This window comes from Cytobacillus sp. FSL H8-0458 (assembly GCF_038002165.1).
Lineage (GTDB): Bacteria > Bacillota > Bacilli > Bacillales > Cytobacillaceae > Cytobacillus.
On the sequence record NZ_JBBOBR010000002.1, the window covers coordinates 1 to 21954 of the forward strand.

General features: G+C 42.9%; 19 protein-coding genes. 4 read left to right on the top strand and 15 right to left on the bottom strand.

Features of this window, described 5'->3' with window-relative positions:
• The 9 genes from NYE23_RS21345 to NYE23_RS21380 form a co-directional block, all read right to left on the bottom strand.
• Nucleotides 1-804: HYR domain-containing protein (locus tag NYE23_RS21345; protein ID WP_341080874.1), on the bottom strand; the 804-nt coding region annotated here is incomplete at its 3' end.
• A 173-nt stretch (nt 805-977) separates the two neighbouring features.
• Nucleotides 978-1250 (bottom strand): hypothetical protein, encoded by a 273-nt coding sequence (locus tag NYE23_RS21350; RefSeq protein ID WP_341080876.1) that lies wholly within the window; start codon nt 1248-1250, stop codon nt 978-980.
• Between the two features lie 468 nt (nt 1251-1718).
• A complete protein-coding gene (gene cydS / locus NYE23_RS25305) occupies nt 1719-1820 on the bottom strand; it encodes a cytochrome bd oxidase small subunit CydS (RefSeq protein WP_394580472.1) in 102 nt (33 codons plus the stop codon).
• Between the two features lie 12 nt (nt 1821-1832).
• The gene (locus NYE23_RS21355; protein WP_341080878.1) at nt 1833-2858 is read right to left on the bottom strand and encodes a cytochrome d ubiquinol oxidase subunit II; all 1026 of its coding nucleotides are present in this window, start codon (nt 2856-2858) and stop codon (nt 1833-1835) included.
• A complete protein-coding gene (locus NYE23_RS21360; RefSeq protein WP_159344944.1) occupies nt 2855-4201 on the bottom strand; it encodes a cytochrome ubiquinol oxidase subunit I in 1347 nt (448 codons plus the stop codon). Before NYE23_RS21360 ends, NYE23_RS21355 begins: the two co-directional genes overlap by 4 nt.
• 470 nt (nt 4202-4671) lie before the next feature.
• Nucleotides 4672-5316, bottom strand: a complete 645-nt coding sequence (locus tag NYE23_RS21365) for an SDR family oxidoreductase (protein ID WP_341080880.1) — start codon at nt 5314-5316, stop codon at nt 4672-4674.
• A 70-nt stretch (nt 5317-5386) separates the two neighbouring features.
• Nucleotides 5387-6001: a protein kinase family protein gene (locus NYE23_RS21370; RefSeq protein ID WP_341080882.1), complete on the bottom strand. Its 615-nt coding sequence runs from the start codon at nt 5999-6001 to the stop codon at nt 5387-5389.
• 275 nt (nt 6002-6276) lie between these two features.
• Complete coding sequence (locus NYE23_RS21375) at nt 6277-8652, bottom strand: M14 family zinc carboxypeptidase (RefSeq protein ID WP_341080884.1); 2376 nt, start codon at nt 8650-8652, stop codon at nt 6277-6279.
• A 146-nt stretch (nt 8653-8798) separates the two neighbouring features.
• Nucleotides 8799-10616, bottom strand: coding sequence for a Xaa-Pro dipeptidyl-peptidase (locus tag NYE23_RS21380; protein WP_341080885.1), 1818 nt, complete (start codon nt 10614-10616; stop codon nt 8799-8801).
• Between the two features lie 327 nt (nt 10617-10943).
• On the opposite strand from NYE23_RS21380, the gene NYE23_RS21385 reads away from it, so the two are divergent.
• The 3 genes from NYE23_RS21385 (at nt 10944) to NYE23_RS21395 (ending at nt 13780) form a co-directional block, all read left to right on the top strand.
• Complete coding sequence (locus tag NYE23_RS21385; RefSeq protein ID WP_445662629.1) at nt 10944-12302, top strand: M20/M25/M40 family metallo-hydrolase; 1359 nt, start codon at nt 10944-10946, stop codon at nt 12300-12302.
• Nucleotides 12303-12556: 254 nt separating this feature from the next.
• Complete coding sequence (locus NYE23_RS21390) at nt 12557-12706, top strand: hypothetical protein (protein WP_341080890.1); 150 nt, start codon at nt 12557-12559, stop codon at nt 12704-12706.
• Between the two features lie 81 nt (nt 12707-12787).
• A complete protein-coding gene (locus tag NYE23_RS21395; protein WP_341080892.1) occupies nt 12788-13780 on the top strand; it encodes a potassium channel family protein in 993 nt (330 codons plus the stop codon).
• Here NYE23_RS21395 and NYE23_RS21400 read toward each other — a convergent pair.
• From NYE23_RS21400 to NYE23_RS21410, 3 genes are all read right to left on the bottom strand, one after another.
• The gene (locus NYE23_RS21400) at nt 13777-14184 is read right to left on the bottom strand and encodes a YugN-like family protein (protein WP_061793366.1); all 408 of its coding nucleotides are present in this window, start codon (nt 14182-14184) and stop codon (nt 13777-13779) included. The genes NYE23_RS21395 and NYE23_RS21400 overlap by 4 nt on opposite strands.
• A gap of 136 nt (nt 14185-14320) precedes the next feature.
• Entirely contained in the window at nt 14321-15670 is a 1350-nt protein-coding gene (locus NYE23_RS21405) for a glucose-6-phosphate isomerase (RefSeq protein ID WP_335688773.1), read from the bottom strand.
• Nucleotides 15671-15883: 213 nt separating this feature from the next.
• A complete protein-coding gene (locus NYE23_RS21410; RefSeq protein ID WP_341080899.1) occupies nt 15884-17047 on the bottom strand; it encodes an iron-containing alcohol dehydrogenase in 1164 nt (387 codons plus the stop codon).
• A gap of 186 nt (nt 17048-17233) precedes the next feature.
• Between NYE23_RS21410 and NYE23_RS21415 the strand changes: the two genes are divergently transcribed.
• Complete coding sequence (locus NYE23_RS21415) at nt 17234-17473, top strand: DUF378 domain-containing protein (protein WP_341080901.1); 240 nt, start codon at nt 17234-17236, stop codon at nt 17471-17473.
• A gap of 70 nt (nt 17474-17543) precedes the next feature.
• On the opposite strand, the gene NYE23_RS21420 is transcribed toward NYE23_RS21415, so the two are convergent.
• The 3 genes from NYE23_RS21420 to pruA form a co-directional block, all read right to left on the bottom strand.
• Nucleotides 17544-18788, bottom strand: coding sequence for a Glu/Leu/Phe/Val family dehydrogenase (locus NYE23_RS21420; RefSeq protein WP_341081815.1), 1245 nt, complete (start codon nt 18786-18788; stop codon nt 17544-17546).
• 150 nt (nt 18789-18938) lie between these two features.
• Nucleotides 18939-20138 carry an ornithine--oxo-acid transaminase gene (locus tag NYE23_RS21425; protein ID WP_341080903.1) on the bottom strand — a complete coding sequence of 400 codons (1200 nt, stop codon included), beginning with the start codon at nt 20136-20138 and terminating at the stop codon, nt 18939-18941.
• Between the two features lie 121 nt (nt 20139-20259).
• The gene (pruA, locus tag NYE23_RS21430) at nt 20260-21807 is read right to left on the bottom strand and encodes an L-glutamate gamma-semialdehyde dehydrogenase (RefSeq protein WP_341081817.1); all 1548 of its coding nucleotides are present in this window, start codon (nt 21805-21807) and stop codon (nt 20260-20262) included.
• Between the last annotated feature and the right edge of the window lie 147 nt (nt 21808-21954).

The following is a 21954-nucleotide window of genomic DNA, read 5'->3' on the forward strand; positions in this document are numbered from 1 at the left end:
CGTAATATCAGATGGGCATGTAATGGATGGGGGTTCGGTATCGTTTACTGTTACCTTAAAGGAGCAGGTTGCAGCATTGCCTGCACTATCGCTAGCAGTGCATTCTACGGTTGTAGTTCCCAATTGGAAAAAGTCTCCTGATTCAAAGGTACATTCAACCATGTACGGTGGAACACCACCTGTAACATCAGGAGGCGGAAACTCAACCCTAGCTCCACATTGGCCAGGATCATTTCTTAGTGTGATATCCTGTGGGCAAGTAATGATTAATGGTACCTGACAGACCTCAACATTATCAATTCCAGTTTGGTTTGCAACCCCCGTGTACCTTACTCTGGTAATAAGATTTGAACCTGCCTCCACAGAAAGGTTTGACCAAACATCAAAAACTTCACCAATTACATTTGGGGGACCAATTGTTGTATCTACCAGATTTCCATTACTATTAAAAGCTTGTAACGTAACAGGAAAACGAGATGAGTAAAATAAACTAAGGCTAGAAATAGGCTGATTAAATAAAATTTCCTTAAATGGCCCATCTAGCCAAAAAGCCGTTGTACTTGGCGAAGGCTCATTCTCAAAGTTTCCACTACCTCCTGCATCACTATCAACTAAACCCAGCCACCCAGGAAAGAATACCTCAGTAAAACCCAAATTCATATTAGGCACTGAATTTAAATCTCCTACTCCTTCAAAGGTAATTATCGGACAGTCATTTTGGAATATTTTTATAGGAGGTCCCGTACGTCTAACATTTATTTTTTCTATTGAACCATTGTAAAAACCATTGACTCCGTTTGACATAAAAATCTCCTTTCTGCTTATTTTTATTATAATACTAATCTTTTTCCTTTCATCTAACATCTTATGTTACTAGATGCAAAGGTGTATAGGTGACTACCATTAAACAGTTTTTTAAACTCTTACAATATCAAATTGTTAATGGTTCCTTTCCAACTCCCAGCAGATTCATTTGGTTAAGGATTGGTAAAAATATAAAAAACTGCAAGGCCTTTCATCATACTAAAATTGATGTCTTGAAATCTTATAAAACTCATCAATGGCTTTGAAACAGAATAAGATGGCACTTCCTCTGAATCATCAGGTTCCTCTAATACATCCGCAATTCTCTCTACTGCCGTAGCAGAACGCTGAAATCCTGCCCACTGTCCAGCCACATGCATACCTTTTGCAGGAAAGTAAACAGGCTGTAGCTTTTGTGAAAGTATTGTAAGAAAATTGGCAAGCACGCGTTGCCCTCGCATTGAAATTGATTAAGGAAAAGCGCATTAATGAAGTAAACGAACTTATTTGCCTTGAAACACTGAAAGCAAAAATAGCAAAAACCACAGGAACAAGCCCCTGCTAAAACAGATATGATTAATAGTAATAAAGTTTTGACACTCCCTATATGAGAAAAAGTAAAGATGTTTACCAAAGTGGGAGTTTTGATGCTGATAAAGACCCTGAAGAAAAGAGCCTTACTCAGTACAATTCCGCTTTAAGATCAGAATGGACAGGAGATGGTTTTCAGCAAACCCATATAGATATGAACTAAATGGAAGTAAAGAGCACTCCTTAATCCAAATTGAGGCAGTCTCTAATGTTCAGCTAAATTCAAGGAAATTAAGACTAGGGATGCGATCTCCAATACCCAAATAGCGAAAAAAGCTGCAGGGCCAAATAGGCCCTGCAGCTTTTTTCATCTCAATTACTTGTTATTCCTCCACTCTTTCATCCTTCCCCGCCAGCCAAAAAGCCGTAGCTATGGAACCAAAAATCACGATAAACGGCGCATAAAACATTACAAATTCCGCCATGATTCTCCCCTCCTACGCATGGTCGTCACGCTTCCCCTGTACATAGTCTTTATTGAAAAGAAACAGCCTTAGCAGCAGATAAAGGGACGGCAGCAGCAATCCCAGTCCTGCTATGAAGGCAATGACCAGGGCGATGGCCATAGCTTCGTTTGTGAAACCGTCATAAATGGTCAGGTATGGATAAAGCAGATACGGATAATGCGAGATCCCATAGGCAAAGAAAGCCACAAAGAATTGCCCTGTCAGCAGCCCGAATGCAAGGCCGTAGTATCTTCTCTTCCATATTAGATAGACGGTTCCTGCAAACAGCAGGAATGAGATGCCGAACAGCCACCACAAATCCATTAATCTGCTGAAATGCTCAGGATTATGATCCCTCAGTTCGACAATGATGCCTGCCGCTGTTACGATAGAGGGCACCGCCCAAATAAGAGCGTATTTCCTCAGCAGTTCTGTGGCCGGTTCATCGCTTGCTTTATTGGCATACCAGGTAAGGAACACTGCTGATATATATAGTACTGCTGTTATACTCAGCACAACAATGCTCCATGTCAGCGGGCTGGTGAACAATGTCCAATAGTCAAGCTCCAGTCCCTCTGAACTTTCACTAACGAATCCGCCTTCTGAAATGGTCAGGACTATGGACAGAGATGCAGGAATGAAAAGACCTGAAAGTCCATACAAATAGGTCCATCTTTTTTGTCTAAGTCCCCCGTAGGTGGTAAAAGCGTAATAAGATCCGCGAATGGCAAGCAGGACTATCGCAATACTTGCCGGCACCAGCAGGATCGTTCCATAATAGTAGGCAGTTCTTGGGAAGAATCCCACAATGCCAACAAAAAAGAACACCAGGAATACATTTGTAACTTCCCAAACCGGTGATAAATAGCGTTGTATAATTCGCGTTAAAATATGCTGTTTTCCGCGGAATAGACTGTATGCGTTGAAAAATCCTGCTCCAAAATCAATAGACGCAACGATGACATAGCCGAATAGAAACAGCCATAAGACGGAAATTCCGAGGATCTCAAGCGTCATCGAAGCTCACCTTCTTTCTCCAGCTCACGGTCGGCCAATTCCTGCTCGACCGGATTTTTGCGGAACATTCTGGTGAGGACAATGAAGCTTCCGATTGCCAGCACGAGATATAATCCTGCAAACAGCAGAAGCATAAGGTCTACCTGGCCGCTTGAAGTTGCAGCATCTTCAGTACGCATGATGCCCCGGAGAATCCACGGCTGCCGTCCCACTTCCGCAAACCACCATCCCGCTTCAATCGCAATGATCGATAATGGTCCGCCAAGAACGATCAGCCAGCGGAACCATTTCGCCGAAACAAAGCGCATTTTAAACCAGGTGCCCAGGACATAGATGAGTGATAGTGCCGTCATCCACATGCCAATGGTTACCATAAGGTCAAATAAATAATGGATATAAAGCGGCGGAATTTCATCTTCCGGAAATTGATCGAGTCCGATCACCTCTGCATTCGGATTGCTGTGTGCAAGAATGCTGAGTGCATATGGAATCTTAATTGCATACTTCACTTCTCCGTCATCAAGAACCCCATAAAGCATTAACGGTGCCCCTTCTTCTGTCTCAAAATGCCACTCAGCGGCAGCCAGTTTTTCAGGCTGGTATTCTGCAAGATATTTCCCAGAGAAGTCACCAATTACCGCTGTAGCGATTGAGAAAATCAATCCGATTTTCATTGTAAGCATTAATGCCTTCTTATGGTAAATATGATTCGATCCTTTCAAAAGGCGATAAGCACCTATTGATGCCAGAACAAAAGCTGATGTCATATAGGCAGTGGAAAGCACATGCGCAACCTTTGTCGGCATGGCAGGAGTGAACATCGCCAGTACCGGGTTAACATTAACAAGCTGGCCATTCACAATATCAAATCCCTGCGGCGCGTTCATAAATGCATTTACAATTGTAATGAAAATTGCTGAAAATGATGCCCCAATTGCGACCGGGATTAATAAAAGCAAATGCTTCTTCTGATTCTCAAAGCGATCCCAAGTATAGAGATAGATCCCGAGAAATATCGCTTCAAAGAAAAAAGCAAATGTCTCCATAAACAGAGGCAGCGCAATGACATTGCCTGCGAGTTCCATAAAGTTAGGCCACAGCAATGAGAGCTGCAGTCCGATGGCAGTGCCGGTAACAACTCCGACAGCCACGGTAATGACAAAACCGCGCGTCCATCTTCTGGCAAGCAGAATATAATGTTCATCCTGCTTTTTGATTCCCACCCACTGCGCTATCATAATCATGAGCGGGATGCCGACACCAATGGTTGCGTAAATGATATGAAAGGATAATGTCAGCTCTGTTAAGACACGGCTGAAAAAAACTGATTCTTCATTTCCCATTTAATATTCTCCTTTTCCTATCCTGCAAAAATGCGTCCGATAAAAGAAAGCCCCATAATGATAGCCACTGTAAAAGCAAGCCACATTAATATGCGTTCCTGTTTTTTATACATTCACTCACTCCTCTTGAATGCTCACTATATCACATTATTGCACAGTTCCAGCCTAAAAGCTGTGACACTTAAACAACATTTATATGAGGAAAATGTGAAACTATGTAATTCCTTTTACAGCTCCCTATTCCCTTTTGAGCATAGATTAAAACGAAAAGGACATTGGAATTTGCCATGCCAAGTTTAAACAGAGATTTCTGTGTATATGTAGACCCTAATGCAGATATCTCTGCGTCGTTAGTTTTGTCTTTTTTTGTCCATTGAGCCGGCTCCTGTTTTTCTTATTAATCTGTTCAACCCTTCAAGTTTATTCTTTTTTGCCAATAAAAATCCCGGTGCATACACACCGGGCAAGAGTTAAATTTTTTTCACTGCCGTTTCTGGATCTTCACCGCCTGATACCAGGTCGAATGCCCGCTTATAGGTATTTTCCTTATCCAGCACAGCATAAAGGGTTTTAGCTACATCCTCCCGAGGAATGAAGCCCCGCTCCAAGTTTTCCGCTGCTTTAATTTTGCCGGTTCCCGGGTCATTTGTCAGGCCGCCCGGACGTACGATTGTGTAGTTCAAGCTGCTTTTTTCCAGAATTCTGTCGGCATAATGCTTCGCCGCGAAATATGGCTTGATCGTTTCACTCCACTTATCGCGATTATTTGCCTGGATAGCGCTCACCATAATAAACCGTTCCACACCAGCCTTCTCAGCCGCTTCAATTGTTTTTGCCGCTCCGTCAAGGTCAATCAGCAGAGTTTTGTCATAGCCGGTATTTCCGCCGGAACCTGCAGAAAATACAATCGCATCACAGCCTTTGGCTGCTTCAGCCAATTCATCAACTGTTCCTTCAAGGCTTGCTAGGGCCGTTTCCACGCCCATATCTTCAAACTGGCGGACCTGCTCTTCTTTTCTGACCATTGCTCTGGCTGTATGTTTATCCTCTTCTTTTATAAGCTTGACCAGCTGCTTTCCAATTTGCCCGCTTGCTCCGACGATAAGAACTTTCATGGATACCTGCCCCTTTCTGTTTTATGGCCTTTATTTTTTCAAAAGAATAATGCGTTATCAAATGAACTGTTTAAGGATCCAAACGAACAATTCGCCTTTTATAAAGAGCCGCAATTGTATTCATGATTAATACAGGGATTTTCTTTGGAAAATATCTTCTTCTGTAAAATTTATAGAATGCATGCTTCAAGTCATCCCACTGTGTGCAATTCTTCGTTTGCTTAAATCGGGCAACATCAATGATTTTAATATGCCCATCCTCTGTAAGAATAATGTTGCGCAGGTGAATATCCGAGGGATTTAGCCCACTTTCCCTCGCAAGTTTTAAGGCTTCATCAATTTGTCTTATTGTCTCCTCTTTTATCGGTACCCCCTGTGCAAGACAATCAAACAGAGTCAGCCCCTGCACATAATCAATTACAATATAGTTATCTCCAGAGCCATACAAAGAGGGGTAGTATGGATGGTCAGGCAATGCCCTGTAAATCTCCGCTTCATCCCTGGCAATTCTTTTAAATTCCGGAAAAAAGACTTTTAATACAAGATTGGTTTCTTTAATCCTAAAAGCAAAGGCACTTCTCCCTGCCCCAATAAATTCCAGGCTGTTATCATTTGCTAGAAGTCTGGTCCAATTAAGACTTCTGGAAAATTTCACACTGTCTGCAAGCTGTTGATACAGTTTCATTATTAAACCTCCCTGTTCCAGACTCTCCTAAAAAATAAAAGGCACTGAGCCATTTATTGGTCTCAGCGCCTTAAAAACAAAAGAGACCTTACCAAATAAATGGTAAAGGTCTCGCAAGCAACATCTGTTGCCAGTAAAGCCGGAGATTTAACATCCCGTATTGACGACTCTACTTGAAAGCTACTCCCCTTTAGGAAGAATCCGAACTATTTTGTTAGCTTAATTATATGTTGTATGCAGATATTAGTCAAATGATTCGGCCGCTCAAAAACTAATTATTCCTCAAAAATAGAGTTTGAAAGCAATCGGAAGAGATAATCCGTGTGATCACGGAAGCCCGCTTCAAGGCCGATTAACGTAACATCCTTATCCTGCTCTTTTACCATGATAGCCTGGCCCTGTGCTGCATTGCGATTTTTCCAGTGTCCGGCGACAAAGAAATCTTCTTCATCAGTAATGGCTGCCAGTACTTCATCATTTTCTGTGCCAGTATACCAGACTGGGCGGTAAACAAATCCAAGGTCATCTTCAGTGTAGCCTGCTGATGCGCCTGTGCCTTTATAATCTACCTTAATGATTCCATTGCTGTTGGATCCCCCTGTATTAATAACATCGTCAGTCAGGCCAAGAGTCTTTGTGGCACGGGAAGCACCGGCGCCTACAGCAATATATTTTCCGCCTTCAGAAACGAATCTTTCTACATATCCTTTAAATGCAGCCAGCTCTTCCTGATTTTTAAGGCCAAATTCTTTATTGGCATTGCTTAAATTTGAAGAAATTAAATTTTCTGTTCCGCTGTAAACAAAGACATCATGGGAAGCAAGACCGTTATTCGCTACTTCTGATGGCGTTAATTCCGTGACACTAAAGCCTAATCTTTCAAGAGCCAGTTTTGTTCCTGAATGAGTTTGAGCCTTGTTCATCCCTCCATCTTTTAAGATGGCTACACTTACTTCGCCAATTGCTTTAGCTCCAGCAGGAACCTTCCCAGAAGTGATATTAAGGCCAGAATCCTTAACAGCTGCTGAAATGGCATTCGCTGATCCCTCAGCATAGAAGTTACCTTTACTGTCGCGTTTAACCATTATCCCCTGCTCAAGAAGTGTATTCACGAGCTGAACTGCTTTCACGGAGCTGTTTGGAATAATATAAGGTCCTTTTCCGCTGATTGAGCCCTGTTCTTTTACATTATTCACTTTCGAAACCGCTGCCTTTACATCACTTTGAACAGCGATTGCTTCAAAGCCCCATAGCTCCGGAAGACTCCAGGCAGAAATATCATACATGGCAGGTGTATCATCAGTTATGTCCTCTCCATCCCAAAGCATGGTGTTTGCCAGTCCAGCCTTTGCCTGATCCATCGGTACGATGTAAGTGCCTTTCGGATAGGTCTTTCCATCAGATGTAAAGGCTTGTGAAGCCTGTACAACCTCGATATCATTCTTAATTAAATGATTCACAGCCTTATTTGTTACTGTGGGATCTTTCTCATTCACAGGCAGGACATACGCTTTTGGGAAATATCCCTCTTCATGGAAAGGGTGATCAAAGTTAATACCGCGCTTAAACATTTCAATTTGATCGGTAATCATTTCGTCCTTATTTTCTGTTGCATATTTTAATGCTCCCATAATGGCATTGTACATCCAGCGTACGCCATCTTCGTCATTTGTCGGAGCTTCAAGGGTATGCCCATATGCACCATGATACATGGCGTACATCGGTGTGAAAATCGGCGGGTAATCATCCCAGCCTGCAGAATCATCACGCTGCGGAATGTAGGTGCCTTCCATGTCACTATACAGTTTGCCTGTGTAATGATCCTTGTCGTCCATGATTTCAGCTTCCATAGCTGCCGCCTGATCATTAGCCCATTTTTGGTATAAATCATACTCATAGTTTGGATTATGAGGCGGTGTACAAGGTTCAATCAAACCCTGTTTGTTTGGCGCATAATTTTTCACATACCCATGTGTATCAAGGAACACCATCGGGTTCCACTCTTTAATAAGAGAGACGGTTTCCTGCGTTTCAGGCTGTGATTGCGTGATAAAATCACGGTTCAAATCAATTCCTTCACCATTAAAACGGGTCGCATCCACACGACCATCCGGGTTCTGCACCACGTTAAAAATTAGAATGTTATTATCCAGAATCTCCTTTGTCTCCCCGTCATTCTGTGTGGCAAAACGTTCAATCAGCTGCATCACTGCATCGCTTCCCACAAACTCTGTCCCATGGATCGATCCATTGATCATGATTGGCACTTTAAAATCCTGATTTTTAGCAATCCAATCCTGGGCTTTTTCAGGGTTTTTGAACATCTGCTTTCTTAGAGCCTGAAATTTGCCAAACTTGCCATGTGCACCAGGGTCTGCAATGGTGACAACATAGAGTGGATTTCCATCAGCGGAAGTTCCTTTTACCTCCACCTTCACTCTATTAGACTGTTTTTCAATTTCTGCAAGTTTTGTCCCTATTACTGAGAATTTCATAAAGTCGTAGTTTTCGCTATTAAATAAACTTCCGTCCTTTTCCTCTGACACATTAACATTGATCCACTTCGGACTAACGGCATGAGCGGAACTTAATGGAACAGATGCCAAAATACTTGCTGCCAGAACTCCTGATAAAACTTTCCTTTTTTTCATTATGTACCTCCAGTTGCACTTTTTGTATATTTATAAGATAGAGTTCATTTTAATTCAATTTGTTCAGTTGTGGCAATGCTACTATTTTCCTAAAATAATCTATTTAAATAGAAAAGAGGGACCAAGAAATGATCCCTTCTACTTTTCTACTTAAATGCTTCAACTCCACCCTGAACAGGAAGAATTATATGGCTTCTTTCCGGATCGACGGTTATTTTCGTGCCTGCCTCCGGTCTGATTGTATAGTTATAATCACTCGATAAAACGACGACTCCCAGGCGATCACCTTTTTTAAACACATAATCATCCGGCTGCATATCCCATGTAAATGTATATTCACGGTTCTGTGTAAGCCCAGAAGATCTATTTTCACTGTGAAGGTTCTGCGGATCCATCCACCCTCTAGTAACAATTTCCGGCTTTCCTTCCCCATATTTAACAAGAAGGGCTGTTAAGTTGGCTGTTTCCCGATCAATGCTGGCACGAATCTGAATCTCTGGTGTCCCGCTCATGCGAATATCGTTTTCTAAAGGCGGAGTCAAATAGACGAGCCTATTAGCTAATGAAGCATCAGGATTCAGAGCCAGCTCTTCAGCCTTAATTGCTGCATCGTCCACAAAATGCTGATTTTTCTTGTTCTTATTTGGTACGGGCTGCCATTCTAAGCTGCCGCCTCCATCGGAAGCCGGTTTAAAATGTAGTTTTGCGCCTGTTGTTCCTGTAGCCGGCCAGTTTGTCTCTGCATGCCACGTCTTATCCTCTCTTTGAATATCAACCATTGGTTCATCCATGACATCATTTTTAATATCATACAGCCAGTAATCAAACCATTTATTTAAAGTCGGGAGCCAAACATCACGTCTGAAGCTGTAGGGGCTGGAATGGCCGCCCTGATGGAGCCACATTTTCCTCGGAACATCATTCTCGCCAAGTGCCTGCCACCAATCTGAAAAATGCTTTGTTTTAACATTCCAGTCATTTAATCCATGGACAATAAAAACACTTGCTTTTACGTGATCAGCATCCTTTGTATAATCTCTTTTACTCCAGAATTCATTATAATCACCAGTCTCCCTGTCCTGGCCTTCCGTTAATTCTTTTATGACATTGCTGCATGCTTCAGGGTTTTTCCTGGTTAAAATCGCTTCCGCCATATTATCCGCATCTTCACCTTGATATCCGCCTGGTGCAATCACAGCACCATTTGAACGATAATAGTCATACCAGCTGCTGATTGCAGCAATAGGCACAATTGTTTTAAGGCCTTCCACTCCAGTGGCGGCCACAGCATTTGGCAGTGTTCCGTTATAGGAAACTCCTGTCATCCCAACGTTTCCTGTTGACCAATCAGCTTTTATTTCCTGTCCCTCTGCATTGAAAGCTTTTGTTCTTCCATTCAGCCAATCAATTACAGCCCGTGTTCCAAGGATTTCATGTTCATCCCCGGTTGTAGGACAGCCGTCAGAAAGGCCTGTCCCTACGCTTTCCGCCAGAACAACCGCATAGCCTCTGGGCACAAAATAATCATCATAATATCCCGGGAGATTTGCCTGCGGTTTCCCCTTTTCCCCCTTGTCTTTCCCCTTTCTTGGCACAGTGTTAAGTTCTGTATCCACATCATAAACCGGTACACCTTTAATTCCGGAACGGTAAGGGCTCATTTCATAAATAACAGGTACCTTTAAACCTTCCTCTGTTTCTTTTGGCCTGATAATATCAGCTCGTACCCTATCCAGCTTTCCATCCCGATCACTGTCAGTGGCTGTTTCAACAAAAACTCTTTCGACAATGGCATCGTCCAGGGAAAATACGGGCTGTGTCATGCCATTTTCGACTTTAATCTGTGTTTCAGCTGAGGCAATGCCGCTGTGGCTGTCTTTACCTGTTGAAGGGAAAGCCCCTCCAGTAACCAGCGGGAAAGCGATGGCTGATGTTAGGAACACTTTTAATGCAGATTTTTTCATAAAAATCCTCCCTTTATAAAACCTTATAATTTTCAGAATATATCAAATCCACAAAAGTTTCGATAGCCGAAAGACCTGTATTTTTTAGAAGGTAAGAGATAACAAGCCACCGGAGTCCTTCTAAAGTCATGACAAAAGATGTATGTATCATTGATATGGTACTTTGCATCTATCATTTTCTTGAATCCTAAAAGTTAATATCTTCCTTATCTCCCAGAATTAATTAACCTGCTAGGATAATCGATTCGTTTTACTCTCTGTTAAAAGGAAGCAGAGCTATGTAAGCGAATACATATAGATGGATTACTAGTCGAGGGGGAATAAATGATGAAAGTTGGAAAGAAAGCTTCTTCTGTCATGCTTGCAGCGATTCTGACAGCTTCAAGTTTGTATGGGGTGCCTGTTCAATTTGTGCAGACTGCTGAGGCAGCGCAAAGCCAGGCAGAACATCCCGGCTCAAAGGCGTTTGATCAGAAGGTTATCGCAAGGATAGAGGCAGCTCGCATGATGGAGGATGTCAGGTATTTATCAGAAACCATCGGGCCGCGGGTTGCAGGAACTGATGCGGAAAAAGAGGCCGCAAATTTCATTCAAAAACGCCTTGAGTCATATGGCTACACAGTCGAAACACAAGAGTTCAGCATTCCTGATAAAATGGCTGGAGGTTTGCACACCAGTGATTTGAAGGAGGTTCTAGTAACTATTCCTTCCGGGTCCGGATCGACGCCTGAAGAAGGAATTACCTCTGAATTATATGATGCCGGATTAGGCAGGGCAGCTGATTTCTCAGAGGAAGCATCAGGAAAAATAGCACTCATCTCACGGGGAGACATTACTTTCTCTGAAAAAGTTTTAAATGCAGTAAATGCCGGTGCTGCAGGGGTCCTCATTTACAATAATGTGGATCAGCCCGCCCCTATGAATCCCTCAATCGGGGGTCCATATACTATTCCTGTGGGAAGCATAACGAAAGCAAGCGGAGAAGCACTCCTTCAAGATGTTGCGGCACAAAACAAAACGGTAACACTGAGTGTAAAGAGATTTCAAAACATAAAATCGCAAAACATTATTGCCGTCAAGAACCCTAAGCCTAATAAAGGCGGTGAAGCTGATATTGTCCACATTTCTGCGCATTTCGATAGTGTCCCATTTGCTCCAGGGGCAAGCGATAACGCATCAGGTACTGCTGTTGCCCTTGAGCTGGCGAGAGTTCTGAAAAGTTATCCTTCTGACAAAGAATTGCGTTTTGCATTTGTAGGTGCAGAAGAAATTGGGCTTCTTGGTTCTAAGCATTATGTCAGTCAGCTGAGCGGCAGTGAAATAGAGCGGAGCATTGCAAATTTCAATATGGATATGGTAGGTACAGCATGGGAAAATGCAACCGCGATTTACATGAATACTCTTGATGGCCAGGCAAATATTGCAACAGAAACTGCTCTTGCTACTGCAGAGCGCATTGGCACACCTTCTGAATTAGTGCTTTATCAGCGCGGCGCATCCGATCATGTTTCTTTTCATGATGCAGGCATCCCGGCTGTTAACTTTATCAGACGGGAGCCTGTCACAGCGAATCTTGAGCCGTATTATCATACACCGCAGGATTCCATCGAGCACATAAGTGCCGAGCGGATGAAAGAAGCCGGGAACCTAATTGGCGCTTCAGTTTACAGCTTAATTCGAAAGTAGAAAAGTAGAATTGTTTTAAGGATCCCCAGGTTTTCCCCTGGGGATATTTTTTATTGCTTTCCAGCTATCCATCAAAGCCAATGCGTTTACATGCAAAATAAAAGGGTAAACTATCTTCGTTCTAAACCTCTTGTTTAATAATTGATGTTTTTACCGTTTAAATTGTAAAGAATTCGGGTAACATAATTGTAACATTACAAATAAATTAACTAACTGCCTGTTAGTCCTTTATATCCCTAAAGGAGGGAGTCATCATGGATTTTGAACACGAGGCTGTCATACTAAAGAGAGAACTCTCCCTTCTCATGGATGAATATGAAAGGTGCGAGATTGACGACGTAAAAAGTGAAATATCAAAGGATATTCAACTGCTGAGCCGTGCAATAGACGATATACTTAATTAAGTATATACCTGGGCATGGCTTTTTTTTATATTTTAATTTCCCGTTTTTTTAACCCATGGTTTATATTAGGAGTGATGTTTTATGCCTCAGCACATTTACTACAGTTTCATCCGCCTGCCTTTAGTAATCAGGATTCTGTTGATTGCCCTGTTGGTGATCTTTCTTTTTGGCGGATTAATACATATTATCGAACCCTCCTCCTTTCCGACCTTTTTTGATGGAATCTGGTGGGCTGTGGTTACAGCTTCCACCGTGGGATTTGGAGATTTATATCCGACAAGCACAGCCGGGCGCATTATAGGAATTGCGCTTATTTTAACAGGAGCGGGCTTTCTGTCTACATATTTTATTTCACTCGCAACAGCCGCAGTGACCCGGCAGAATGACTTTTTGGAGGGAAAAGTTGAATATCGGGGCAAAAATCATATTGTTGTGATCGGCTGGAATGAACGTGCACGCGAGATCGTAAATACACTCGGGGGCGATGGGATGAACCATTCCATTGCTTTAATCGATGAAACATTAAAATCAAATCCTGTCCCCCATAATAATGTCCATTTTATTCAGGGACGCGCTAACAGAGATGATGTCCTTATGAAGGCAAATATATTTGACGCGCAAAAAGTAATCATAACAGCAGATCAGAATAAAGATGAATTGCATGCTGATATGAATTCAATCTTAACCTTATTGGCAATCAAAGGGTTAAATCGGAATGTTCAATGCATCGTGGAAATATTAACTTCTGAACAGGCAGCAAATGCCAAAAGAGCGGGGGCTGATGAAATTGTCCAGACGAATGTGCTCACAAGCTTCGTTATGATCAACAGCATTTCTTCCCAGGAGCTCGTTACTTCTTTTCTTGATTTGCTGGGACAGCTTGATAAACGAAAATTAACGTTTCAGCCTGCATCGGAAGAAATAGATAATAAAACCTTTGCTGAACTTAGTGCAGAGCTTATGAATGAAGGCATCCTCCTTTTAGGTGTTAAAAGAGGGGAGGAAACTCTGGTTAATCCTCCCCAGCCATTTAAAATTCTTCAGCAGGATCAGCTGATTGTTATACTCGGTTAATCTCTTATTAATATGGACTCAAGCTCTTCGACAAGCGCTTTGCCGAGATCAATGAATTCCTTCGGAAAACTGGCGTCCTTATCCACAGGCTCCGAGAATTGATCAAAGGAGGCGCTGAAATTTCCGGTATAAGCGTGGTCATCAAGACCGCGCTGGTACTTATGGGAAAGCAGAAACGGCCTGCCTATCTCCACCGTACAGCTTGGATCATCAAGCTGCCCATCAATTGCCTTAAATGGGACCCTTAAAAACTGGTACCCCACCTCATCATCAATTTTATAGTCAAAAGAACCGTGATCATAATCCCAGTTCCCGCCAATCGAATAGCCAATCGGCTTCAAAGCCTGCTCCAGCTTATATAAATCAAAATGCTTTCCTTCCACTTTTGAAGGTATCTCAATCACTGAATCCATCCCCTTTTAAGCTTTTTGCTTAGTTTCTCCAAAGTAAGGGATATCATGAATCCGATGTCAGGAATTAGATGGAACTTTGTTTTCTCCATTTAAAAAACGCCCACCCGCAGGCAGACGTTCCTTACTCTTATTTCAATCTCTTTTCAAGTTCAGCTTTTTTCTCTTCAAATCCTGGTTTTCCTAATAGGGCAAACATGTTCACTTTGTATGCTTCAACACCAGGCTGGTCAAATGGATTCACTCCCAGAAGATAGCCGCTCATGGCACATGCTTTTTCAAAGAAGTAAACCAGATAGCCAAATGTATAGGCATCCATTTTTGGAATGGAAACGATCAGGTTTGGCACACCGCCGTCTGTGTGTGCAAGCATAGTTCCTTCAAAAGCTTTATTGTTCACAAAATCGACAGTCTCACCCGCAAGATAGTTCAGGCCATCAAGATCATTCTCTGCTTCTTCAATTGTAAGCTCATGGCGTGATTCTTCCACTTTGATAACCGTTTCAAAAAGGTCCCGGCGGCCTTCCTGAACATACTGGCCTAATGAATGAAGATCAGTGGAGAAGTTTGCTGATGAAGGAAAAATTCCTTTCTGGTCTTTTCCTTCACTTTCACCGAACAGCTGCTTCCACCACTCTGCAAAATATTGAAGACCTGGTTCATAGTTGATCAGCATTTCAATCGTTTTGCCTTTGTTATAAAGAACATTGCGGACAGCAGCGTACTGATAGGCAGCGTTCTCCTGAAGCTCAGATTTGCTGAAGTCTTCGCGTGCCTGTGCAGCACCGTTCATCATATCTTCAATGCTCGCACCGCTGACAGCTATCGGTAAAAGACCTACTGCTGTAAGAACAGAATAGCGGCCGCCCACATCATCAGGAATAATAAATGACTCGTAGCCTTCTTCTGTCGCAAGAGTTTTTAAAGCACCTCTCGCTTTGTCGGTGGTAGCATAGATTCGTTTACGCGCTTCTTCCACACCATATTTTTCCTCCAGCATTTTGCGGAAAATACGGAAAGCCAATGCCGGCTCAGTTGTTGTGCCTGATTTGGAAATCACATTAATGGACCAATCTTTTCCTTCAAGCAGATCCATTAAATCCTTCATGTATGAAGAACTGATATTGTTGCCGGCAAACAGTACCTGTGGAGTGCCGCGCTTTTCTTTTGGAAGTGCATTATAGAAGCTGTGCTGAAGCATTTCAATAGCCGCACGCGCTCCAAGATAGGAGCCTCCAATTCCAATCACAATAAGAACATCAGAATCATTCTTAATTTTCTCAGCCGCTTTTTGAATGCGGGAGAACTCTTCTTTATCGTAGTTTGAAGGCAGATCGATCCAGCCTAAATAGTCGCTGCCAGCTCCAGTTTGTTCATGAAGGGAGTGGTGAGCAACCTTCACTGCATCCTGCAAATATGTAATTTCATGTTCGCCAAAAAAAGGAAGTGCTTTTGAGTAATCAAAACGAACGTGTGTCATGAATGTCCTCCAATTTTTCTCAATTTTAAACAGCTGTTATTATTTGCTGTCATCTCTATTCCACTTTAACGAAAGCCCTAAAGTTAATCAAGAATCATCCCATATTGTAAGCGTGTCCAATTTTGACATATTTTTTACACATTAATAATGATTGCCATTTCCCGGTGAAAAATGTAAAAGGACCCCGCCTCTTGGCAGAGTCCAGTCTGAATGTTATAAAGAAGCCCGGTAGATTGAAACCACGTCAGCATGATTCAATTTCGCGAAATTGCCAAATTCCCCGTTTACCGTTGCTTTATCTGCCATCAATTCAATCTTGCTGTCATCGATGTCATAATCAGCCAGGCGGGCAGGCGCTCCAATGCTGTTCCAGAATTCACGAAGCTTTTCGATCCCTTCAAGTGCTGCCTCTTCATCCGTTTTTCCTGCCGGATCCACATTAAATACACGGACAGCCAGCTGCTTAAATCGTTCAGGCTTCACGTTCAGATTATGCTTCATCCAGTTCGGGAACAGTATGGCAAGGCCGCCGCCATGAGGAATATCATAAACAGCCGATACGGCATGCTCGATATTATGCGTTGCCCAGTCTCCGCGATAGCCCATATTCAGAATTCCATTCAACGCCATCGTGCCGGAATATAAAATGGTTGCACGATGCTCATAGCTTTCGAGGTCTTCAAGAAGTTTAGGCGCTGCTTCCATTATAGTAATCAGCAGGGATTCACACATGCGATCCTGAAAATCAGTATTTTCTTCAAGATGGAAATAATGCTCCAGCACATGGGACATCATATCGACAATTCCATACACCGTTTGATTTCTTGGCACTGTGAACGTATTAACAGGATCAAGAATTGAAAATTTAGGGAATGTCACAGGACTGCCCCATCCGTATTTTTCGTTTGTTTCCCAGTTTGTAATAACAGATCCGGCATTCATTTCAGAGCCGGTAGCAGCTAGTGTAAGAACCGTTCCAAACGGCAGAGCTTCTGCAGCAAATGCTTTCTTGATAACCAGATCCCAGGCATCGCCATCATATTTTGCACCGGCAGCAATAGCCTTAGTGCAGTCGATTACACTCCCTCCACCAACAGCGAGCAGGAAATCGATGCCTTCATTTTTACAGATTTCAACACCTTTGCGTACGGTAGAGATTCTTGGATTAGGCTCAACCCCTGCCAGTTCAAAAACTTCAGCATCAATTTCTTTCAGCTGAGCCATCACTTTATCGTATAAACCATTACTCTTAATGCTTCCGCCGCCGTAAATAACAAGAACCCTCTTGCCGTACTGAGGGATTTCAGTCTGCAAGTGCGACAGCTGATCTTTCCCAAAAATTAATTTAGTTGGATTATAAAAGGTAAAATTTTGCATATCACCATCTCCTTTTCCCCATCATTATCTTTCAAATTTTAAGCTATTGCAAAAAGTATGATTCGATATTCGGACTGCTGCTAAGACCATCCTTTTCATTATGGCCCTTTACGAATATTCCGATGAATATTTTTCATTTCCGTGCAGCAACATAATAGTGAACCTATACTATAAGGAGGAAACATCATGAGTGGCATTCAGCGTATTGCACTGGTTCTTACAATTATTGGGGCTATTAACTGGGGTTTAATCGGATTTTTCCAATTTGATCTTGTGGCAGCTATCTTTGGCGGCCAGGATTCAGCCCTTTCAAGAATCATATATGGTCTGGTGGGCATCGCCGGCCTAATCAACTTGGGCCTTCTCTTCAAACCAAATGAAGAACTGGAAAGAGAGCCTGAGACTGAGACTAGACCAACCCGTTAATGCATGCAAAAAATCCTTGCACATTGTGTGCAAGGATTTTTTATTGAACGAGTATATACCATTTGCTGAATTACACCCAGCCTCTGAAGCGGGATGCTTCAGACATTTTTCTCGCGCCGACCATGTAAGCAGCAAGACGCATATTTACCTTTCTTTGCTGTGAAGTCTGGTAAACATTATCGAAAGCCTGAACAAGTACTTTTTTCAGCTTTTCTGTAACTTCCTCTTCAGTCCAATAGTACCCCTGGTTGTTCTGCACCCATTCGAAATAGGATACAGTTACACCGCCTGAGCTGGCTAACACATCAGGAACAAGCAGGATTCCCCGGTCTGAAAGTATTTTTGTAGCTTCAAGAGTAGTTGGGCCATTTGCTGCCTCTACTATGATGGGAGCTTTAATATTATGGGCATTTGCTGCCGTAATCTGATTGGACACAGCCGCAGGAACCAGGATATCGCAATCCAGTTCAAGCAATTCTTCGTTTGTTAAAGTGTTATCGAAAAGAGTCGTTACCGTTCCAAAGCTGTCGCGTCTATCAAGAAGGTAATCAATATCTAAGCCATTTGGATCATATAGAGCACCATATGCATCTGAAATGGCGACCACTTTAGCGCCTGCATCATGCATAAATTTTGCCAGGAAGCTTCCTGCATTACCAAATCCCTGAACAGCCACACGGGCTCCTTCAATGGAAATGCCGTGCTTTTTCGCAGCTTCCTCGATGCAGATTACTACACCCTGTGCAGTTGCCTTTTCCCTTCCTTGCGATCCTCCGAGAACAAGTGGCTTGCCTGTGATGAACCCAGGAGAATCATACTCACGGAGGCGGCTGTATTCATCCATCATCCAGGCCATGATCTGTGAGTTCGTATAAACATCCGGAGCAGGTATATCTTTAGTAGGTCCAACGATCTGGCTGATTGCCCTTACATATCCTCGGCTTAAGCGTTCCAGCTCCCCCATTGACATGGAACGGGGATCACAAATGATGCCGCCTTTCCCTCCTCCATAAGGAAGATCCACAATCCCGCACTTTAAACTCATCCACATGGATAAAGCTTTTACTTCATCCTCATTTACTTCAGGATGAAAACGAACACCGCCCTTTGTCGGTCCTACCGCATCATTATGCTGAGATCGGTATCCGGTAAAAATTTTTACCGACCCGTCATCCATCCTAACTGGGATTCTCACTGTGAGCATCCTCAGCGGTTCTTTCAGCAGCTCATACATCTCATCTGCATAGCCGAGCTTGTTCAAAGCTTCTTTAATCACAACTTGAGTTGAAGTAAATAAATTTAAAGACTCTTCCATTTTTTGTTCAGTTTCTTTACCAGCTACTCCTGCAGCTCCCATCATGGCACCTCTTGATTTTAATATTTAGGAAAATTACAGCAATACTCCATAACCGGCGGCCCTGCATCACAGATTCAGACACAAAGGCCAACTGTCCGTATAATTGTATTAGCTTAATACTTTATTGATTCTTTCAATTGCCCAATCAAGCTCTTCTTCAGAAATGACTAAAGGAGGGGCAAATCGAATAACCGTGTCATGCGTTTCTTTGCAAAGCAATCCTTGTTCTTTAAGCTCTTCGCAATATTTGCGTGCCGGCTCACTCAGCTCTACACCGATAAATAAACCGCGGCCGCGCACTTCTTTAATAACAGGATTATTAATTTCTTTTAATTTGTTCATGAAATATTCGCCGAGTTTAAGGGAACGATCTGCCAGCTTTTCTTCAACCAATACATTCAAGGAAGCAACAGATACGGCACATGCCATTGGGTTTCCTCCAAATGTTGAACCATGTGATCCAGGGTTGAATACCCCAAGAACATCTTTATTCGCAACCACACATGAAATCGGGAATACTCCCCCTCCAAGCGCTTTACCTAAAATGAACATGTCAGGATCTACATCTTCCCATTCACACGCAAACATTTTTCCGGAACGGGCAAGGCCAGCCTGGATTTCATCTGCAATGAATAATACATTGTTCTCCTTACAAGTTTCATATGCTTTTTTCAGGAAGCCTTCAGGAGGAATCACAATTCCAGCTTCACCCTGGATTGGCTCAATTAAGAAAGCAGCCGTATTCTCAGTGATTGCTTCTTTAAGCGCGTCAAGGTCTCCGTACGGAATCAGCTTAATGCCAGGAAGCATAGGTCCGAAGCCTCGCTTATATTCTTCTTCAGAAGAAAGCGAAACCGCTGTCATAGTACGGCCATGGAAGTTACCTATACAAGCAATGATTTCCGCCTGATTATCTGCTACCCCTTTTACATCATAAGCCCAGCGGCGTGCAGCTTTAATTGCCGTTTCAACCGCTTCTGCCCCTGTATTCATCGGAAGAGCCATGTCTTTATTTGTCAATTCGCAAATCATTTCATACCAAGGACCCAGCTGATCGTTATGGAAAGCACGTGAAGTTAGCGTTACGCGGTCAGCCTGATCCTTCAGCGCCTTGATGATTTTCGGATGGCGGTGGCCTTGGTTTACAGCTGAATAAGCACTTAGCATATCCATGTATTTATTGCCTTCAGGATCTTCCACCCAAACACCTTCCGCTTTGGAAATAACGATTGGAAGCGGGTGATAATTGTTTGCACCGTATTTTTCAGTTTGTTCGATAAGTGAATGTGATTTTGTCGCTTCAGCCAATTAAAATTCCTCCTATTTCAGAATAGTCCTTTTTATTGTAACGTTAAGCTATTCTACTTTAAACTATTTTGGGTTTTAGCATGCACAGGATATGAAAAATCCCGTACATGCTTTACAAGTCTTAGTACATTTCAGAAGTAGTCTTCGCCTGCATGTGCAGAAGGATGTAGTCAGGACCGCCTGCTTTGGAGTCTGTTCCTGACATGTTGAATCCGCCGAATGGCTGGTATCCAACGATCGCACCTGTACAGCCGCGGTTGAAGTATAGGTTTCCAACATGGAAATCTTCACGCGCCTTTTGGATGTGCTCACGGTTCTGTGTGATCACAGCTCCTGTTAAGCCGTACTCAGTGTTGTTGGCAATTTCAAGCGCATGGTCGAAATCTTTTGCCTTTGTGAAGCCAACGACTGGCCCAAAGATTTCTTCCTGCATTAAGCGCGCGTCTGGTGCAAGGTCAGCGAATACAGTAGGTTTGATAAAGAAGCCCTTAGAATTGTCTCCTTCTCCGCCTGTCATCAGCTTGCCTTCTTCTTTGCCGGTTTCAATGTAGCTCATGATCTTGTCAAATGCACCCTGGTCAATCACTGGACCCATGTAATTGCTTTGGTCTTCAGGGTTGCCCTGCGTTAATTCATTAGTCAGTTCTACCACACGGTTCAGAACCTGATCGTATACATCTTCTACGATCACTGCACGTGAGCATGCCGAGCACTTCTGGCCGGAGAAGCCGAAAGCAGATGCCACGATTGAAGTAGCCGCTAATTCAAGGTCTGCTTCTTTGTCGACAACAATCGTATCCTTACCGCCCATTTCCGCGATGACGCGCTTCAGCCAGATTTGGCCTTCGTTTAATTTAGATGCGCGCTCGTTGATGCGAAGACCTACATCACGTGAACCTGTGAAGGAGATAAAGCGAGTGTCTTTATGGTCAACCAGGTAGTCGCCCACTTCTGCACCGCTGCCCGGAACAAAGTTTAGAACGCCCTTCGGAAGGCCTGCTTCTTCCATCACTTCAACAAATTTCGCAGCCACAACCGGTGTTGTAGAAGCTGGTTTTAATAGAACTGTGTTTCCTGCTACGATCGCAGCAACAGTTGTGCCGGCCATGATCGCAAGCGGGAAGTTCCAAGGAGAGATGATGATGCCCACTCCCAATGGAATGTAATCATAACGGTTATATTCGTTCGGACGGCTGTTAACAGGAACACCGTCTTTGATTTCTAAAATTTGGCGTGCATAGTACTCAAGGAAGTCAATCGCTTCCGCAGTATCAGCATCTGCCTCGTTCCAAGGCTTTCCTGCTTCTTTTGTTAAGAGAGCAGAGAACTCATGCTTGCGGCGGCGGATAATCGCAGCAGCTTTGAATAAAACATCTGCGCGTGTTTCCGGCTTCACTTTTCTCCATGTTTTGAATGCTTCCACAGCAGCCTGCATCGCTTTTTCCGCAAGCTCGCGGTTTGCCTTTGAAACACGGCCAACTACTTCTTCTTTATTAGAAGGATTGATTGATACAATTTTATCTTCAGTAGAAATGCGCTCTCCGCCAATTAAAAGATCATAATCCTGTCCTAAATAGCTTTCGACTGTTTTTAATCCCTGTAAGTACGCTTCACGGTTTTCTTCTGTTTTAAAATTTGTGAAAGGTTCATGTTTGTACGGCTGTACCATGATGCCATCCCCCTTTAATAAATTCATTTTTCATCCACCATTTTGTGATGCAAGAACTGTGCCAGATTTAAAAAGCTGACAAATGAATATTTTTATTAACTAAGAGCAAAATATATTTGCTATTTTTCAAATCACTAATAGTAATTG

Bases quoted from the DNA above. Each gene is read 5' to 3' on its own strand.
- NYE23_RS21390 (WP_341080890.1), top strand. From the start codon at position 12,557: ATGGATTTTGAACACGAGGCTGTCATACTAAAGAGAGAACTCTCCCTT.
- NYE23_RS21385 (WP_445662629.1), top strand. From the start codon at position 10,944: ATGAAAGTTGGAAAGAAAGCTTCTTCTGTCATGCTTGCAGCGATTCTG.
- NYE23_RS21415 (WP_341080901.1), top strand. From the start codon at position 17,234: ATGAGTGGCATTCAGCGTATTGCACTGGTTCTTACAATTATTGGGGCT.
- cydS (WP_394580472.1), bottom strand. From the start codon at position 1,820: ATGGCGGAATTTGTAATGTTTTATGCGCCGTTTATCGTGATTTTTGGT.
- NYE23_RS21370 (WP_341080882.1), bottom strand. From the start codon at position 6,001: ATGAAACTGTATCAACAGCTTGCAGACAGTGTGAAATTTTCCAGAAGT.
- NYE23_RS21380 (WP_341080885.1), bottom strand. From the start codon at position 10,616: ATGAAAAAATCTGCATTAAAAGTGTTCCTAACATCAGCCATCGCTTTC.
- pruA (WP_341081817.1), bottom strand. From the start codon at position 21,807: ATGGTACAGCCGTACAAACATGAACCTTTCACAAATTTTAAAACAGAA.
- NYE23_RS21395 (WP_341080892.1), top strand. From the start codon at position 12,788: ATGCCTCAGCACATTTACTACAGTTTCATCCGCCTGCCTTTAGTAATC.
- NYE23_RS21355 (WP_341080878.1), bottom strand. From the start codon at position 2,858: ATGACGCTTGAGATCCTCGGAATTTCCGTCTTATGGCTGTTTCTATTC.
- NYE23_RS21375 (WP_341080884.1), bottom strand. From the start codon at position 8,652: ATGAAAAAAAGGAAAGTTTTATCAGGAGTTCTGGCAGCAAGTATTTTG.
- NYE23_RS21365 (WP_341080880.1), bottom strand. From the start codon at position 5,316: ATGAAAGTTCTTATCGTCGGAGCAAGCGGGCAAATTGGAAAGCAGCTG.
- NYE23_RS21420 (WP_341081815.1), bottom strand. From the start codon at position 18,788: ATGGAAGAGTCTTTAAATTTATTTACTTCAACTCAAGTTGTGATTAAA.
- NYE23_RS21405 (WP_335688773.1), bottom strand. From the start codon at position 15,670: ATGACACACGTTCGTTTTGATTACTCAAAAGCACTTCCTTTTTTTGGC.
- NYE23_RS21360 (WP_159344944.1), bottom strand. From the start codon at position 4,201: ATGGGAAATGAAGAATCAGTTTTTTTCAGCCGTGTCTTAACAGAGCTG.
- NYE23_RS21410 (WP_341080899.1), bottom strand. From the start codon at position 17,047: ATGCAAAATTTTACCTTTTATAATCCAACTAAATTAATTTTTGGGAAA.